Raw genomic sequence first — 17,290 nt, forward strand, 5'->3', positions numbered from 1 at the left:
CGGCAGGAGAATAGACAATGTTCGATTTCGAGCTGGTCAATCCCAAAACTCTGGAATCGGTGCCGGCGTTGTTGAGCCGCAATTGGGGGGAAACCATGCTGCTTGCGGGCGGCACCGACGTGCTGGACCTGCTGAAAGAGCGGCTGGCGCAGCCGCAGCGTTTGATCAATCTCAAAAGCATTCCGGGATTGAGCTATATCAAAGCCGGCGACGGACTCGAAATCGGCGCGCTCACCACGATCGCCGAGATCGCCGAGAACGCCGAAGTGCGGCAGAACTATGCCGCGCTCGCCGAAGCTGCCGAGAGCATCGCCACGCCGCAATTGCGCAACATGGGCACGCTCGGCGGCAATCTTTGCCAGCGGCCGCGCTGCTGGTATTTTCGCGAGAAAGATCTCATTTGTTTGAAAAAAGGCGGCGAGCTGTGCTTTGCCGTGGAGGGGCTGAACAAGTATCATTGCATTTTCGGCGGCGGCCCGAGCTTCATCGTACATCCTTCGGATGCCGCGCCCGCGCTGATGGCAATGGGCGCGCGCCTCGATCTCTTGAGTGGCACCGGCCGCCGCTCGCTTGCACTGGCAGAATTCTATCAACTGCCGGAAGACAATCTCATGCGCGAGAATGTTCTGGGGCCAAACGAGCTGATCTCAGCGGTCAAGGTTCCCGCGCCGGCAGCGGGCACCAAGAGCACCTATCTCAAATTCCGTGAAAAGCAATCACATGATTTTGCCATCGTGAGCGTGGCTGCGGTGCTGCAAATGGAAGGCAAGGTCTGCCAGCAGGCGCGGCTCGTGCTCGGCGGCGTCGCGCCCATTCCCTGGCGCGTACCGGCTGCGGAGGCGGAATTACAGGGCAAAACGCTCACTGCCGCCGTGCTGGCCAAAGCAGCGGAGGCCGCAACCGCCAACGCGATTCCGCTGAGTCAAAACGGCTACAAAGTCCAGCTCACCAAGGTGATGGTCCGGCGGGCGTTGGAGAAATTGGTGAAGTAGCGAGGCTGGGTTGCGCGTCCGATTCCCCGACATGTCGAACTTCATTCCCACAGCCGGCGCCCTTGCCAGTAGGTTGCGACAGCCGCGCGGAAAGAAGCGCAAGGCCGGCTTGCGTTGTGCGGCGAGGCGGTCGGTCAGAGCGCTGGGATATGCCGTGCTGATGGCGTTCCTCTACTCGATCTGTCATCCGCTGAGCAATCATCTGTTGCATGGCCTGGTCGCGAGTGATCCTGGTGGCCTCAGCGGCGCGCCGGCTGCTGCCTCCCACCAATGCCCTTGTGCAGCAGCGGGCGGCCTCTGTAAATGCCAGGGGAGTTGTTGTTCGGGCACCGGTGTCACCGTCATTTGTCAAAGCACCAACCTGCCTGCCGCACCGGAATCGCCCCGCGTCATTCTGGTGGTCTCACCGAAAGACTATTTGCTGTTGAGTCAAAAATTTCGTTTGGAGTCCCCGCTGTTTGGTTGGCTGGCTCTCACCTCACCAAGGCCTCCGGCGGGATATTGTCTGCCGCCCGAGGTTCCGCCTCCGCGATTCTCTCCGGTCTAGAATGCCATGCTGTTGCTGACCATTTCACGAGTGAAGCATGCTTCACCCGGCGGCCGTGCTTTCTCCCGGACGCTGTGCCGGCTCAACCGACATGAGCCGGCCGCCCGCACGGGACGTGCACGGCAGCGCCGGCGCACGCCTGGTGCTGAGGCAGCGCGGGGCGTGAAAGGTGAAAGAATCAACCTCATCAAACGGAGACAAACATGTATTGCAATAAATCCATTCATGCTGTGATTGGTCTATGGTTGTTAGCCACCGGGGTCCTGGCGCAATCCGCCGGCCATGAAATTCGCGGCCGCGTGATTGATCGCGACAGCGGCAAAGGCATCGCGGATGTCCTTTTGCTGGTGCAGGGCACCCTGCGCGGCGCCACCTCCGATGCCAGCGGCGATTTTGTAATCACTCATGTGCCGCACCGCGCGCGTTTGGATCTGGTGGCCAAACATTTGGGCTACGCCGAAGTCACTGTAACGTTGAACCGCCAGACCGATGATCTTGCCGCGGTGCAAATCGAGCTCCGGCCCACGATTCTGCAAACGGTCAATGAAGTGGTGGTGCTGGCGGAACGCAGCAACGATGCCTTTCTGCAAAACGCCTTGCGCAGCAATCCCGATGGCGGCGGCAGAATTTTGCGCGACCTGCCCGGCTTGCATGCGGTGGCGCGCGGCAACGTGGCTTATGATCCGGTCATCCGTGGTTTGAAAGAGGAGCAGATCAACGTCACCATCGACGGGATCAAGGTGGAGCCGGCGTGCAACGGCCGCATGGATCCGCCCACGGCCTATGCCGATCTGGCGGAGTTGGAGGCGTTGACGATCGTCAAAGGCCCGTTTGAAGTCACCGGACTGGGCTCGGCATTGGGCGGCACGATCAATCTCGCCAAGCTGCGGCCGGTCTACCGCCCCGGGCAGGAGGGCGTGCTGTTCACCGGCGCCGTGGGCGGCAGCTTTCACAGCGCAGCCTCGGGCGACAAGGAAAGCGTGCGGTTGGGCATGAGCAGCTCGCGCGTCGGGCTGCAGCTCAATCTCAGCCGGCAGGCGGGCGATAATTACACCTCGGCGCGCAGTGAGGTGCCATACTCGGCTTATTACGACACCCATGTCGATGCCATGGCCGGGGTGCGCCTGGCGAAAAATCATGAAGTGCGGCTGGCGCATTATCGCAGCGACGGCAAAGACACGGGTTTTCCCGCGCTGCCGATGGACACGCGCGATCATCAGGCGCTGCTTTACGGATTTGATTACCTGGCCGCGGCCGCGCCGCTGGGCATCTCGCAACTTCAACTCAAAGCCTACCGCAGCGAAGTTTCGCACTTGATGGACAATCTCGACCGGCCAGAAGCAAAGATGCGCGAGATGTCCGTTCTGGGAGAAACCGAAACCACGGGCGGCAATGCCATCGCGGAATGGCGGCAACATCGCACAACGGTCAAATTCGGCGCCGACGCCTGGCAGATGTTTGCCACCGCCCGGCGCGACATGCTCACCAAGAGCACCGGCATGCGCATGTCCAGCCTTACCTGGCCGGAGGTGACAATGCGCAGCTATGCTGCTTTTGCCGAGTTCACCCGTGTGTTCGGCACGGCGTGGAGCGTCACCGCGGGTGGCCGTGCCGCCCGGGTGGAATCAGAAGCGGAGGCTGCGCCGGCGGAATTCCTCCGCTTTCACCAGCGCAGCGACAGCAAAGCCTCGGAAACCAATTGGGATTCTTTCGTCCGGTTCAACTTCGATCCGCAAGCCACGTGGAGCATGAGCCTGGCGCTCGGACGGGGCGTGCGGCCGGCCAGCCACAAGGAACGCTACGGCTGGTATTCGCTCAATGCCCTGGATGGTTATGATCATATCGGCGCGCCCGGCCTCGCGTCCGAATCCAACTGGGCCGCCAATTTCTCCATGCAATACCGCGCCGAAAAATTCCAAGTGCATGCTGAGCCGTATTTCAACCGCTTGCAAAATTACATCAGCGGTGAAGTGCGCAGTGACTTGCAGCCGCGCAGCATGGGCGCGCGCGGTGTGAAAGTGTATCGTAACCTCGGCAGCGCCCAGATTTATGGTGTGGACGTGGATTTGAACTGGCAGGGGCCGGCGCGATTGAGCTTCTTCAGCAATGTCTCATTCACCAAGGGCCGCGATCTCGAGCGCGATGCGCCGCTGCCGGAAATCCCGCCGCTGTCCACGCTGAGCGGTGTGCGTTATGTGAATCCGTCCAATCTGTTCTGGGTGCAAGTCGAGACCCGCGCTGCGGCACGCCAGGGGCAAGTGTCGCCCTTTACCGGCGAAGATGAGACCGCTGCCTTTGCCGTCTACAACCTGCGCACCGGCCTCCGCGTGGGCAGCCGGCTGCAGGTGCAGGCCGGTTTGGAGAATTTGACTGACGTGTTCTATCACGAGCATTTGGATCGCAGCAACATTCCGCAATCCGGCCGGAATTTCTATCTCAAGACTTCCATGCACTTCTGAGGCATGGTTGTTTCCCCATGCCTGACTGACCTGAGGCCGCGGTACCGGCAATGACGCCACGACGGGAGAGTCCCGTCATTGCCGGGCCGCAGCCGGCAGGGGCGAGCCGCCGGTCTCCGCTTTGTGCTCAGGCGCCCGCTGCGGTGAACGCCATTCACCGCCGGCAGTGCGCGCCTGAGCGGCAGGCAGGGGCCGGCAACCCGCCGCGCCGGCAGCCTCTTGGGCGCCGTGCCCAACAAACTTCTTTTGAAAGTCAAAAAATCCCCTTATAATCCCACCCAGCCATCAAACTCCTGTCAAGCGAGAGGTAGCGCAAAATCCGTGAACCATTCCAACTGCAACAGGATTTGACCTACATCAACAACCATCATTAGGAGGACTCTCCCGTGCCCAAGAACTCTGCCCGACGTTATGACGTGGTGGCCGCTGCCAAGAACTGGGTCTTGCGCAGTGCGCCGCAACAGCTTACGGCTGACATCAATTCCATTTTCGGCGAGCACACCTTCAACATGGAGGTCATGCGCGACAAATTGCCAAAGGAGACGTTTCAGTCGCTGATGGCAACGATTGACAAAGGCCAGCCGCTGGATCCCAAGCTTGCGGATGTCGTTGCGCTGGCCATGAAAGAATGGGCGGTGGAGCATGGTGCGACCCATTTCACCCACTGGTTTCAGCCGCTCACCGGCCTGACCGCCGAGAAGCACGACAGCTTTGTTACGCCCAATGTCGGCGGCGGCGCGATTGCCCGTTTTTCCGGCAAAGATCTCATCCAGGGCGAGCCCGACGCGTCCTCGTTTCCGAGCGGCGGCATTCGCGCAACTTTCGAGGCGCGCGGCTATACGGCATGGGACCCCACTTCGCCGGCTTTCATCATCAAGAATCATCACGGCGCGACGCTCTGCATTCCCACCGCATTCGCTTCGTGGACCGGTGAGGCGCTCGATCACAAGACGCCATTGCTGCGCTCAATGGAAGCCCTGAATCGGCAGGCGCTGCGGGCCTTGGCCCTGTTCGAAGTGAAGAACGTGCACAAAGTCTACACCACCGTCGGCGCCGAGCAGGAGTATTTTCTCATTGACGAAGAGTTTTATTACCGCCGGCCGGACTTGGTGACCACCGGCCGCACGCTGTTTGGCGCCAAACCGCCGCGCGGCCAGGAACTGGAGGATCACTACTTCGGCTCCATTCCCGAGCGCGTACTCGCCTTCATGACCGATGTCGAGTACCAGCTCTATCGTCTGGGGGTGCCGGTGAAGACGCGGCACAATGAAGTGGCGCCGGCGCAGTATGAAATCGCACCGATCTTCGAGAACAGCAATCTCGCCGCCGATCATCAACAAATGATGATGCAGGTGATGCGCAACACCGCGCGCAAATACGGCCTGGTGTGTCTGCTGCATGAGAAACCCTTTGCCGGCATCAACGGCAGCGGCAAACACAACAACTGGTCGATGGCCACCGACACCGGCATGAACCTGCTGGAGCCGGGCGAGACGCCGCACGACAACATGCAATTCTTGTTCTTCTGCGCGGCGGTGATCAAGGCGGTGGACGAGCACCAGGATTTGCTGCGCGCCAGCGTCGCCCATGCCGGCAACGATCATCGCCTGGGCGCCAATGAAGCGCCGCCCGCAATCATCTCGGTGTTCCTCGGCGAACAACTCGAAGACATTTTCAGACAGATCGAAAAAGGCAAGCCGGAGAGCAGCAAGTCGAAGGACCTGCTCGGCTTGGGCAGCGCGGTGCTGCCGCATCTGCCGCGCCATGCCGGCGACCGCAACCGCACGTCGCCGTTTGCTTTCACCGGCAATAAGTTCGAGTTCCGCGCGGTCGGCGCCAGCCAGTCGATCTCGTTTCCGAACACGGTGCTCAACACCATCGTGGCAGCGGCCATCGAGGAGATGGCCACCACCATTGAAGAGCACTTGCGGAAGAAGATGCCGTTCGAGCAGGCTTTGCACAGCGTGTTGAAGGAGGTGCTGCACCGGCACAACCGCATCATCTTCAACGGCGACAACTACACGGCCGAATGGCATCAGGAGGCGGAACGTCGGGGGCTGTGGAACTTGCGCAACTCGCTCGATGCCTTCGAGCGGCTGCACGAGGAGAAGAACGTGAAGCTCTTCGAAACGTACCAGGTCTTGAATCAGCGCGAGCTGGAAGCGCGGGAAGAAATCTTCTTCGATCAGTATTTCAAGACCGTCAACATCGAGGCCGAGACCACGGCCTTGATGGCGCAGACCATGATTCTGCCGGCCGCGATTCGCTACCTGCATGACCTTTCTCAAACCGCCGAAGGCTTGCAGCGCAACGGCGCCACCCCGGCGGGTGTGGCCAGGACGCTGCAGGAAGTTAACGGCTATGCCAATGATTTCCGCGAAGCGCTCGACAAGCTGCTGGTGGTCAATGCCGAGCTCGGCGGCGACACGGTGCATTCCAAAGCCTATCACATGCGCGACAATGTCATCCCCGCGATGAACAGCGTGCGCGCTGCGGCGGCCCGGCTGGAAAAAGCGTTGCCGGATGACTACTGGCCGCTGCCGATCTACAGCGAGATGTTGTTCGTGAAATAATCCTGGCGTGCGCACCGCTCCTTCCGGCTCCCTGGCAGGAGCGGACGCGTGCCGCTTTTCACCTTTTACCCACGGAGCGACCCATGTCTCTCACCAGCAATCTGCCTCCTGCGCAAATCTGCGGCAATCTCCGCACGCGTGCCAATTACGTTCCGGGGTGGCAAAGCACGAACGCGCCCTACCATCCCAACGACCACACTCCGTGCTTCTGCCTGAAAACGCTGGATGCCTTTGGCCCCGATGATTGTCCCGTGCACGCCGACGCCTGCCGGCCGCAACGTGCCTGCTTTGAGCCGCTGGTGCCGTTGACGGTGTGAGAGCTTAGAAATTCTGGCTCAATCAAGGCTGCCGCGACAATCATCAGCGCCGCAGTAGGTCTGCGGACGAAGACTGAACGGCGAGCCAGTGCGCTGCTATTCTGTTCTGTATGCGTGATTCGTTTGCCCTGTCATTCAGAAGAATCTTGTGAGGCACTCGGCACTATGCCCATTTTTTTGTCCCGTTCAGCATTGGACATTTTCGTCAAGATAACAGCGCGCCAACTGCTTCTATCCCAATGCAGGCTTGTGGGCCTTCAGCCTCACGCCCTGCCCAAGTTCGGAAGAAGGCGCGGCCTGTCCATGCTTATTTGCAGGTGCACACTAATGGCCTCGCCCTCACGGCCGAACGGCACTATCGCCTGGTCCCGCCCGATGAGATGACAATCGCCGACCTCGACAATTACCGGCGTCGCCCGCTCTGACTGAAGCAATTCGCTCAACGCCATTCACTGCACACAGAAAGGAACGCTCTCAATGCCTCATCCCGTTCGCAAAGTCGTGCTCTCCTATTCCGGTGGACTCGACACCTCGATTATCATTCCCTGGCTCAAAGAAAACTACGGCTGTGAAGTGATCGCCTACACCGCCAATATTGGCCAGGGCGAAGAGCTGGAAGGGCTGGAGGAAAAGGCCATCAAAACCGGCGCCAGCAAGATCTATATCGACGATTTGCGTGAAGAGTTCGTGCGCGATTTCATTTACCCGACTTTGAAAGCGAACGCCATCTATGAAGGCAAATACCTGCTCGGCACTTCGTTCGCCCGGCCGCTGATCGCCAAACACCAGGTCTTGGTCGCCGAGAAGGAGGGTGCGGATGCAGTCGCCCACGGTTGCACCGGCAAGGGCAACGACCAGGTCCGTTTTGAATTGACCTACAAAGCGCTCAACCCCAAGCTGCGCGTTATCGCGCCCTGGCGGGAATGGAACATCCGTTCGCGCGAAGACGCCATCCGCTACGCCCACGAAAGAAAGGTTCCCATCAGCGCCTCGCTGGACAAGATCTACAGTCACGACCAAAATCTCTGGCATCGTTCCAGCGAAGGCGGTGAATTGGAAGATCCCTGGCAAGCTGCGCCGCCGGCAGTCTTCAGTCTCACCGTAAGCCCGGAAGCAGCGCCGGACCGCCCGACAATTGTCACGCTTGACTTCGAAAAAGGCGAGCCGGTTGCGCTCAACGGCGAAGCCCTGTCGCCGGTGGCCTTGTTGACCGAATTGAACCGCTTGGGCGGCGCCAACGGCATCGGTCGCGTGGACATGGTGGAAAACCGGCTGGTCGGCATGAAATCCCGCGGCGTTTATGAGACCCCCGGCGGCACGATTCTCTACGCCGCCCATCAGGAGCTGGAAAGCCTGGTGCTCACCAGTCAGCTCTTGCGCATGAAAGAAATGCTCGCGCCGCGCTACGCCGAGCTAATTTACACCGGCCAATGGTACACGCCGGTGCGCCAGGCGCTCGATGCCTTCGTGCAAAAGACGCAGGAGAAAGTCACCGGCACGGTGCGGCTGAAACTCTACAAGGGCAACGTCATGGTCGAAGGCCGCAAATCGCCCTATTCGCTCTATCGTGAAGACTACGCCACCTTCGGCGAAGATGACGTCTACAACCAGCAGGATGCCGAAGGCTTCATCAATCTCTTCGGCCTGCCGCTCAAAGTCAAAGCGCTGATCGATATCGAAGGCAGCGGCCTGAGTGAGTATCGCCATCCGGATTACAGCAAGTTCAAGCGGGATTGAGGCGGGTTCGTTTATAATTCAGGCTTGAATCTTTTGAAAATCCTTCTACATTTGTAGCAGTTTTCGATTCAAAGCGCAGCGCCTGCCCGTCATGCGCAGGTTGCTGCGATTGCAAAAGATCCGCCGATGGTAGTTGGAAACCGCTACAAATTCTTCTCAAATAAGGATGCGGCCGGTGAGTGTCAGCGTAACTTTGCAGGTTCCCGCTTCCGTTTATCGGCTGGCGCAGAGAACCGCCAAGATGACGTCGCGACCCATCGAACAAGTTTTTGTCGACGTGATCGCGGCAGCCAGTCCGGTATCCGATGATTTGCCTTCCGAGCTTCAAGCCGAGTTGGAGACTCTCGCGCAACTGGATGATGCGGAGTTATGGCAACTCGCCCGCCGTACTTTTTCACCGGCAGGCCGCAAAGAATATGATCGTCTTTTGCAGCGGAATAGCGCCGGTTCGATAACCGTGATCGAACGCGAGCGTCTGAAGGAATTGCGCCTAGAGAGTGAGAGGCTCATGCTGCACAAAGCCTATGCCTATTCCTTGCTCAAGTGGCGCGGCCACACGTTGCCCCCTTTGACAAAACTCCCCCGGCCTCGATAAGCATGGCGAAGAGTCTCGCCAAGATCCGCCGCCGCATCGCGGCGCAAGCGGATTATCGCTGCGGATATTGCCTGACCTCCGAGAAACTCACCGGCATTCGTCTTGCCCTCGATCACATTATCCCGCTGGCTGCCGGCGGTCAATCTGAAGAGAATAGTCTTTGGGTTGCTTGCCGCCCGTGCAACGAATTTAAAGGCGCACTAACGCGCGCGGAAGATCCTGTCACGAAATTGTCCGTCGCTATTTTTAGTCCTCGATTTCAAGATTGGCATGAACACTTCGAATGGAGCGTCGATGGAATAAGGATTCTCGGGCTTACGCCGATTGGTCGCGCCACGGTCATCGCATTACAACTTAATCATGAGTCTATCGTTTATGCTCGCCGGCAATGGGTAAAAGTGGGCTGGCACCCACCGGATGATATTTGATGTCAGGTTGAAGCAGATATCAACATCTCATCATCTAATGACAGGAGACCCAGTTGCAACGCAAGCTGACCAGAAGCCATTCTCAAGCAAAAGCTGATAAAGGCACATCCACAAAAGTCTGGGCCGGGCGCTTCACCTCCGGCCCGGCAGAATTGATGGAAAAATTCAGCCGCTCGATCGACATCGACGGGCGGTTGTGGCGGGAAGATATTCGCGTCAATCAGGCCTGGGCCACAGCCTTGCGTGCCGCCGGAATTTTGTCGGCGGCGGAGGAGAAACGCATTCAAAACGGATTGCAACGCATTGCCGAAGAATTTCGTGCGAATCGTTTTCGCTTTCGACCTCAGGATGAAGACATTCATGTCGCCATCGAACGCCGCCTGACGGAGCTGAGCGGCGACGCTGGCGCGAAAATTCACACCGGCCGCAGCCGCAATGATCAAGTCGTCACCGACTTTCGCCTCTATTTGAAACGTAAAACCCGTGAATTGCAATCCTCGCTGCATGCTTGCGTGAATGCGATCGTGCAGCAAGCTGAAGCCTCGCAAGAAATTATCCTTCCCAGTTATACTCACACCCAGCAAGCGCAGCCCGTCCGGCTTGCGCATTATATGCTTTCAGCGTTTGAAGCCTTGCGCCGGCATCACCAACAATTGCAGGAATTCCTGCAAAGAGTCGATGAGTTGCCGTTGGGCGCCGGCGCGGTGGCGGGCACCGCCTTTGCAATCGACCGGCGGCTGCTTGCGGCAGAGCTGGGCTTCAGCCGAATCGCGGCGAATTCGATCGATGCCACCGGCAGCCGCAGCTTCTGCAATGAAATCACCTTTGTGTGCGCCGACCTCGGCACCACGCTGAGCCGCTATGCGCATGACTTCATTTTGTGGAGCACGCAGGAATTCGGCTTTCTCGATCCCGGCGAAAAATTTGCCACCGGCTCGAGCATGATGCCCAACAAGAAAAATCCCGATGCCTTCGAGTTGGTGCGCGGCAAAGCCGGCGTGCTGATCGGCTTGCTGGCCGCCATGCTCACGCTGCAAAAAGGCACGCCGGTCACCTACAATCGCGACCTGCAGGAGGACAAGAAGATCGTGTTCGAAGCGCTGCAGACGGCACAGGATTGCCTGGAAGTGTTTGCCGGCGCGCTGGCCACCAGCCGTTTCCGGCCGGAGAAGATGAAGGCCGCGCTCGACGGCAGCCTGTTCGCGACCGACATTGCCGACTATCTCGTGCGCAAAGGCGTGCCCTTCCGCAAAGCGCATCATCTCGTGGCGCGGGCGGTGCAACAAGCCGAACACGAACGTTGCGAGTTGCATGAATTGCCCTTGCCGTATTGGCAAAAGTTGCATTCGTCGTTCGGTGATGATGTTTCAAATTGCTTCGATGCGCGCGCCAGCGTCGAGCGGCGCAATGCCATTGGCGGGACCGCGTTGGCGCAAGTAAAACGGCAGTTGCGCGAAGCGAAGAAGTGGTTGGTGCGAAAGCGATGATCGTTCCGGCACGGCTTGGCCGTGGCCTGCCGGCCGAGTAGCACGCTCACCGTGAGATTCGGATCTTGCATTTTGATGAACAGCGGAATTATGCGACGGCCCAGCCGTCGCGGAACAATGTAGAGCATGCGGCATGAGATTTCCGTTGATTTCATTTCTGCTATTACTTGTCATCCCGCCCGTTCGCAGCCAGCAGCCGGACAGCTTGAAACCGCGGCCGCAAAATCCCTCACCCCTGCGCGAGACGGCGCGGCTGCATCAGCGCATTCCCCAGCAAACACAGCCCGGCATTCACTTCGAGATCGCGGCACTGCTGCCCAAGCCAGTGCGGGTTTTTCTGCCAGAAAAAAGGAGAAAAGCCCGAGCCTTCGATCTGCTGCTGCATTTTCACGGCGCGGAATTCATCACCGAATATGCTGCCGTACGCCACCGGCGGCCGCTGCTGGCAGCCACCATCAATCTCGGCTCCGGCTCCAGCGTTTACGGCCGTGCTTTTGAAGATTCCACCGCTTTTCCCGCTTTGCTGCGCGCCCTACAGGACAGCCTGCAACAAAGACTTGGCCGGCCGGTGGCGCTGCAACGCATTCTTCTGAGCGGCTTCAGCGCGGGCTACGGCGCGGTTCGCAAGATCATCAGCACGCCGCAAAACGAGGCCCGCGTTGACGCGATTCTCCTGCTCGACGGCATTCACGCGAGTTATGTTCCGGAATACCGCGTGCTGGCCGAGGGCGGCGAGATGCAGGCGGCTGATTTGGCCGCTTTCGTACGCTTTGCGCGCCGCGCGGCCGCAAAAGACTCCCGCAAGCGATTCCTGATCACTCATTCCGAGATTTTTCCCGGCACGTTTGTTAGCACCACCGAGGCGACGGATTTTGTTTTGCAGCAGCTCGGCATGCCGCGCCGGCCGGTACTGGCGTGGGGGCCATTGGGTATGCAGCAAATCAGTGAGGCTCGCCGCCATCACTTCACCGTCCTCGGTTTTGCCGGCAACGCCGGACCCGACCATACCGATCATTTGCACGCGCTGTATCATTTTCTCAATGAACTGGTGAATTGAGGCCGCTTATCCCATCCCACTCACACCAACTGATGAGGAGGAGAGTGACATGCCCAAAACGCTCAAAACCTTTGCAGAGTTTTGGCCGTTCTATCTCGGCGAGCATGCTGCGCCTGCCAACCGCTGGCTCCATTTCATCGGTACTTCACTGGCGCTGGCGCAGATCATCTTTGCGGTGGCCACGCAGCGCTATTGGTTTTTGCTCACCGCCTTACTGACCGGTTATGCATTCGCCTGGGTGGGCCATTTCTGGCTGGAGAAAAACCGGCCCGCGACGTTTACTTATCCGTTTTTCTCGTTTCTGGGTGACTGGAAGATGTGGGCCTTGATGCTCGCCGGCCGGCTGCAGCAGGAGAGGCAGAGGCTGGAATTGAAGAATCAGAAAGGCTGACTTTTGGTGGAGTATCTGTGCACAGCGTGCTGCAAACGCAAGCGCCGAGCGGCGGTGCCGCTGCCCGCGCTGGCAAGATACCTCAGCCGCCGCATTCGCTGGGTTTGGCGTGAGAGCCGGCGCGCTGGCCTGCCGATGCTGATTTTGTCGGGAAGATATGGCCTGCTCACGCCACAAACGAAAATTCCGTATTACGATCAGGCGCTTTCGCCCGCAGAAGTCACGCAACTGTCGCAAAAAATCATTGCACAACTCAAGCGCAGAAGAATCACAGTGCTGACTTTTTATGCGCGACCGCGCGCGATGCCTGGTTGGTCGCCCTATTTTCAAGTTCTCGAAAAGGCGTGCCGCGGCCTCAATCTCAAATTGCGCCTCAAATACTTGCCGGATGATTTCATATGAGCTTCAAAACCTTTGCCACTTTTTGCCGCAAATTACCGCACATCACCGAGGATGTTAAATGGGAAAGCAATCTCGTCTTTTCGGTGGGCGGCAAGATGTTCGCCATGTTCGAGCTTGCCGATTTCTCGCATGTCTCCTTCCGCACGACTCCCTGGCTGTTTTCAACGTTGATCAGCAAAGAAGGCATTGATCCCGCGCCGTATCTCGCCCGCTACAATTGGGTGTTGGTAACCAAGCCGAGGGCCTTGCCGCCGGCGATGCTCAGGCAATTAATGCGCGAGTCTTATCATCTCGTGGCGGCGGGCTTGCCGGCGAAGAAGAGGAGAGAGTTGGGGCTGCAAGAGACATCGGGATCCAAGCAAAGGCCAGCGTCCAAACGCGGCCGCACGAAACGCTAATTCTCGATTGGCAAATCTAGATTTTTGCCCGCGAAATACACGAAATACGCGAAAAAGCATTTCGGGTGATTCGCGTGCTTCGTGGGCAGAAAAGGAATCTGTTGCCGCAGAGCCAAACAGCCATTTCAAATGGTTTGACTTTGGCATGCTGCTGAATTAGATTCTCCGGCAACCCAACTTTAAAAATGGCGGACAAATTTAAACCATGTTTAACAGACTGATCAAGTTGCGAAAAAACAATAGCTTTTTCCTGTTCGGCGCACGCGGAACAGGTAAGACTTTCCTGCTGAAAGAGCATTTCAAGCCTCCGAAGGCGGCTTATTTCGATCTTCTTTCGCCGGAAGTGAACGAGACCTTCAGCCTGCGGCCGCAGGCACTGCTTGAGCAACTGGCCGCCTTGGGAAATGAAACGGAATGGATCGTGATGGATGAGATTCAAAAAGTACCCAAGCTGCTCGATGTGGTGCATCAACAAATCGAGTCTTCACGGTTCAAGTTTGCGCTGTCGGGTTCGAGCGCGCGCAAGCTGAAACGTGGCGGCGCAAATCTGCTCGCGGGCCGCGCTTTTGTCAATCATCTTTATCCTCTTACCGCACGCGAGTTGGGCGGGCAATTCTCGCTTGACGCGGCGTTGGCTTGGGGAACACTGCCCCGCCTCTTTGCTTTTGAAAACGAGGCGGACAAGCGCGAATTTCTGCGCACGTATGCGCACACCTATCTCAAAGAGGAAATTACGGCAGAGCAGGTCGTGCGCCGCCTCGATCCGTTTCGGCGTTTTCTCGTTGTTGCCGCGCAAATGAGCGGGCAGATCATCAATTATTCGAAAATCGCGCGCGACGTTGGCGCGAGCACACCCACTGTGCAATCGTATTTTCAGATTCTCGATGACACCCTCGTGGGATTTCTGCTCGAACCGTTCCATGAATCCATCCGCAAGAGGCAGCTCGGCAACCCCAAATTCTATTTCTTCGATACGGGCGTGCAGCGGGCTCTCAACAACACGCTAACGGTGGAATTGCAGCCACAGACGTTGGCGTTCGGCATGGCGTTCGAGCATTTCGTCATCAATGAAATCAACCGGCTGCAATCCTATGCGAAAAAGGATTACCAGCTTTCCTATCTGCGCACCAAAGACGGGGTGGAAATAGATTTGATCATCGAGCGGCCGGGACTGAAGCGCGCGCTCGTCGAAATCAAATCCACGGCGCGCGTGACCGAAGATGACGTTCGCGCTTTGCAGCAGCTCGGCAACGACATTCCCAACAGCGAGGCCTTCTGCCTGTCGCTCGATCCCGCGCCCAAGAAAATCGGCGCTGTCGCCTGTTTCCCCTGGCTGGCCGGGCTGGAAGAGTTGGGATTGTAGAATTCGTTTCCCGCATGTTTCCTTCCGCACGACGCCCTGGCTGTTTTCAACGTTGATCAGCAAAGAGGGCATTGATCGCGCGCCGTATCTTGCCCGCTACAATTGGGCATTGGTGACCCAGCCGAAGGCCCTGCCAGCCACGATGCTCAGGCAATTGCTGCGTGAGTCTTATCATCTCGTGGCTGCGAGCCTGCCGGCAAGGGTGAGGAGGGAGCTGGGGATAAAGGGGACAATAGCTGCGAAACAGAAGCTGGTTCGCAACGCTGCACGTCTGATGAACTGAAGGTTCCCCCCAAGAAATCTCTGTGTACGGTTTTCCGCGGAACACCATGCGATCTTGATCTGGAGATATGACTTTGTTGCAATGATGAGGCTAACGGCCCCTGCCGCAAAAAGGTAAACCGCCCAAGCTCCTTCCACGAGTCCTTATGGTACAAACACTGTCTTGGCGAAGCGATTTTTGCCATCGCACCCCGCCCGCTCACTCTGCCTTGACTTTCCCGCTGAAATTCGGTATCGTTCCGGCCGTTTGTTGGGCAATGAAATAGTGCCGCTACGCTACATGTGTCTCACCTCATCAACTCGATTGGATGTAATCATGACCAAGACTTTGGTTGTTGTGCTTGCTGCGTTGAGTCTGGCGGCCGCGGGCTGCCAGGAAGCCCCGCCGCTCAATCGTGCCAGCGCCGTGGATCTGCAGGCAGCCGACGTGCAATATCATGTCAACTATCTCGCTTCCGATCAACTCGAAGGCCGGCTCTCCGGCACGGCCGGCGGCGATTTGGCCGCCAATTACATTGCCGCGGAGTTCAAGCGGTTCAAACTCGAACCGGCGGGCGACCAAGGCTCCTATTTCCAAAAATTCGATTTCATCGGCGATCTCGAGCTGGGGCCGCACAATCTGCTGCGCTTCACGCGCGGCGCGGCAGACACCACTTGGAAAGTCGGCGTCGATTTCATGCCCGCGGGTTTTTCAGCGACCGACACGCTCGCGCTCGATTCCGCCATTGTGTTTGCCGGCTACGGCATCACCGCCAAAGAACACGGTTATGATGACTACGCCGGTGTGGCCGCAGCAGGAAAAGTCGTATTGATCATGCGCTTCTCACCGGGCCTCAATGATCCGCACAGCCCGTTCGCGAAGTTCGAAGGATTGCGCCACAAAGCCACCACCGCGCGCGAGCAAGGCGCTGCCGCGTTGCTGGTGACCACCGGCAGCCTGAGCGACACCAGCGATGCCCTGCCCAAGCTGCGCTACGATCGCGCCGCCACTGACGCGGGCTTGCCCGTCATCTACGTGAGACGGCACGTGGCCGATTGGCTGCTCGCGGGCAGCGGCCAGTCGCTCGATTCGTTGCAACAGCGCATCAATGCCGCGCGCCAGCCGAATTCCGTTTTACTGCCGGCTGCCCAAGTCCACTTGCAATCGGAGGTCAAACCGATTCGCCGTGTGGCCGCGAATATTGTCGCCGTGCTGCGCGGCAGCGATCCGGAATTGCAGCAGCAGGCCGTGGTGGTGGGCGCGCATTATGATCATCTCGGCCGCAGCCAGGAGGGCAGCCGCAGCCCGGACAGCGCCAACGGCATTCACAACGGCGCGGATGACAATGCTTCCGGCACCGCCGGTTTGCTGGAGTTGGCGCAATACTTCGCGGCCCAGCCGCAGAAGCCCAGGCGCTCGCTGGTCTTCACCGCGTTTACCGGGGAGGAATTGGGGCTGCTGGGTTCCGCGCATTATGTGAATCAACCCGCGCTGCCGCTGGAAAAGACGATTGCGATGATCAACATGGACATGATCGGCCGCCTGCGCGACAGCACGCTGATCGTGCAGGGCGTCGGCACCTCACCGCGCTGGCAGACGCTGGTGGACAGCCTGAAGGCGAACACGCATTTGAAACTGAAGTTGGTGAAAGACGGTCACGGCCCGAGCGATCACGCCTCGTTCTATCTCAAGAATATTCCGGTGCTGTTTTTCTTCACCGATTTGCATGAAGACTATCATCGCGTGACCGACGATGCCGACAAGATCAACGTGGCCGGCGAGGCGGAAGTGCTGCAACTGGTGGCGAAAACGATTACAGAAATCGCCAATTCCGACTCTCTGCCGCTATTTACAAAAACCGATTCAGAACGCCGGCCGATGACGGCCTTTCGTGTCAGTCTGGGCACCATGCCCGACTATGCCGCCGAGGTGGAAGGGCTTAGGCTCAGCGGCGTGCGCGAGGGCGGCCCGGCAGCACGCGCCGGGCTGCAGACGGGTGACATTATCATCAAGTTCGGCGCTATCGATATCAAGAACATCTACGATTACACCTATGCGCTGGGCGAGCATGCGCCGGGGCAGGAGGTGGAGATCGTGGCGTTGCGAAACGGTAACAAGATGGTGTTCACCGTCACCCTGGAGCCGAGCCGGCGGATGTAACCGCCGCGGCCGCTATCCGGCCGGTGGGCGGAACATGCCTGACCGGCCTGCCAGGGCAATCATCCGGGCGAGGCGATTCTGAATTTGAGCAGTGTGATCCCGCACGCCCGGATGTTTGTTTT

At 58.6% G+C, this 17,290-nt stretch carries 14 protein-coding genes; all 14 read left to right on the top strand.

Annotation, left to right across the window (positions count from 1 at the left end):
- Window positions 1–17: 17 nt before the first annotated feature.
- Complete coding sequence (locus L6R21_07085; GenBank protein MCK6558948.1) at window positions 18–992, top strand: xanthine dehydrogenase family protein subunit M; 975 nt, start codon at window positions 18–20, stop codon at window positions 990–992.
- A gap of 750 nt (window positions 993–1,742) precedes the next feature.
- Window positions 1,743–3,998, top strand: coding sequence for a TonB-dependent receptor (locus L6R21_07090; protein MCK6558949.1), 2,256 nt, complete (start codon window positions 1,743–1,745; stop codon window positions 3,996–3,998).
- 386 nt (window positions 3,999–4,384) lie between these two features.
- Complete coding sequence (locus L6R21_07095; GenBank protein ID MCK6558950.1) at window positions 4,385–6,571, top strand: glutamine synthetase III; 2,187 nt, start codon at window positions 4,385–4,387, stop codon at window positions 6,569–6,571.
- A gap of 83 nt (window positions 6,572–6,654) precedes the next feature.
- On the top strand, window positions 6,655–6,888 hold the full coding sequence (locus tag L6R21_07100) for a hypothetical protein (protein MCK6558951.1): 234 nt from the start codon (window positions 6,655–6,657) through the stop codon (window positions 6,886–6,888).
- Between the two features lie 477 nt (window positions 6,889–7,365).
- Window positions 7,366–8,625, top strand: a complete 1,260-nt coding sequence (locus L6R21_07105; GenBank protein MCK6558952.1) for an argininosuccinate synthase — start codon at window positions 7,366–7,368, stop codon at window positions 8,623–8,625.
- Between the two features lie 175 nt (window positions 8,626–8,800).
- Entirely contained in the window at window positions 8,801–9,220 is a 420-nt protein-coding gene (locus L6R21_07110; GenBank protein ID MCK6558953.1) for a hypothetical protein, read from the top strand.
- Window positions 9,221–9,222: 2 nt separating this feature from the next.
- Window positions 9,223–9,648: an HNH endonuclease gene (locus L6R21_07115; protein MCK6558954.1), complete on the top strand. Its 426-nt coding sequence runs from the start codon at window positions 9,223–9,225 to the stop codon at window positions 9,646–9,648.
- A gap of 155 nt (window positions 9,649–9,803) precedes the next feature.
- Window positions 9,804–11,135 (top strand): argininosuccinate lyase, encoded by a 1,332-nt coding sequence (argH, locus tag L6R21_07120; protein ID MCK6558955.1) that lies wholly within the window; start codon window positions 9,804–9,806, stop codon window positions 11,133–11,135.
- A 133-nt stretch (window positions 11,136–11,268) separates the two neighbouring features.
- The gene (locus tag L6R21_07125) at window positions 11,269–12,192 is read left to right on the top strand and encodes a hypothetical protein (GenBank protein MCK6558956.1); all 924 of its coding nucleotides are present in this window, start codon (window positions 11,269–11,271) and stop codon (window positions 12,190–12,192) included.
- Window positions 12,193–12,241: 49 nt separating this feature from the next.
- Entirely contained in the window at window positions 12,242–12,583 is a 342-nt protein-coding gene (locus L6R21_07130) for a DUF962 domain-containing protein (GenBank protein MCK6558957.1), read from the top strand.
- Between the two features lie 54 nt (window positions 12,584–12,637).
- Complete coding sequence (locus L6R21_07135) at window positions 12,638–12,985, top strand: hypothetical protein (protein MCK6558958.1); 348 nt, start codon at window positions 12,638–12,640, stop codon at window positions 12,983–12,985.
- A complete protein-coding gene (locus L6R21_07140) occupies window positions 12,982–13,383 on the top strand; it encodes an MmcQ/YjbR family DNA-binding protein (GenBank protein MCK6558959.1) in 402 nt (133 codons plus the stop codon). The genes L6R21_07135 and L6R21_07140 overlap by 4 nt, the downstream gene beginning before the upstream one ends.
- Before the next feature lie 226 nt (window positions 13,384–13,609).
- A complete protein-coding gene (locus L6R21_07145; GenBank protein MCK6558960.1) occupies window positions 13,610–14,746 on the top strand; it encodes an AAA family ATPase in 1,137 nt (378 codons plus the stop codon).
- A 598-nt stretch (window positions 14,747–15,344) separates the two neighbouring features.
- Window positions 15,345–17,168 carry a M20/M25/M40 family metallo-hydrolase gene (locus L6R21_07150; GenBank protein MCK6558961.1) on the top strand — a complete coding sequence of 608 codons (1,824 nt, stop codon included), beginning with the start codon at window positions 15,345–15,347 and terminating at the stop codon, window positions 17,166–17,168.
- The last annotated feature ends 122 nt before the right edge of the window (window positions 17,169–17,290 follow it).

It is taken from the genome of bacterium (assembly GCA_023150945.1).
Classification (GTDB): domain Bacteria; phylum Zhuqueibacterota; class Zhuqueibacteria; order Zhuqueibacterales; family Zhuqueibacteraceae; genus Coneutiohabitans.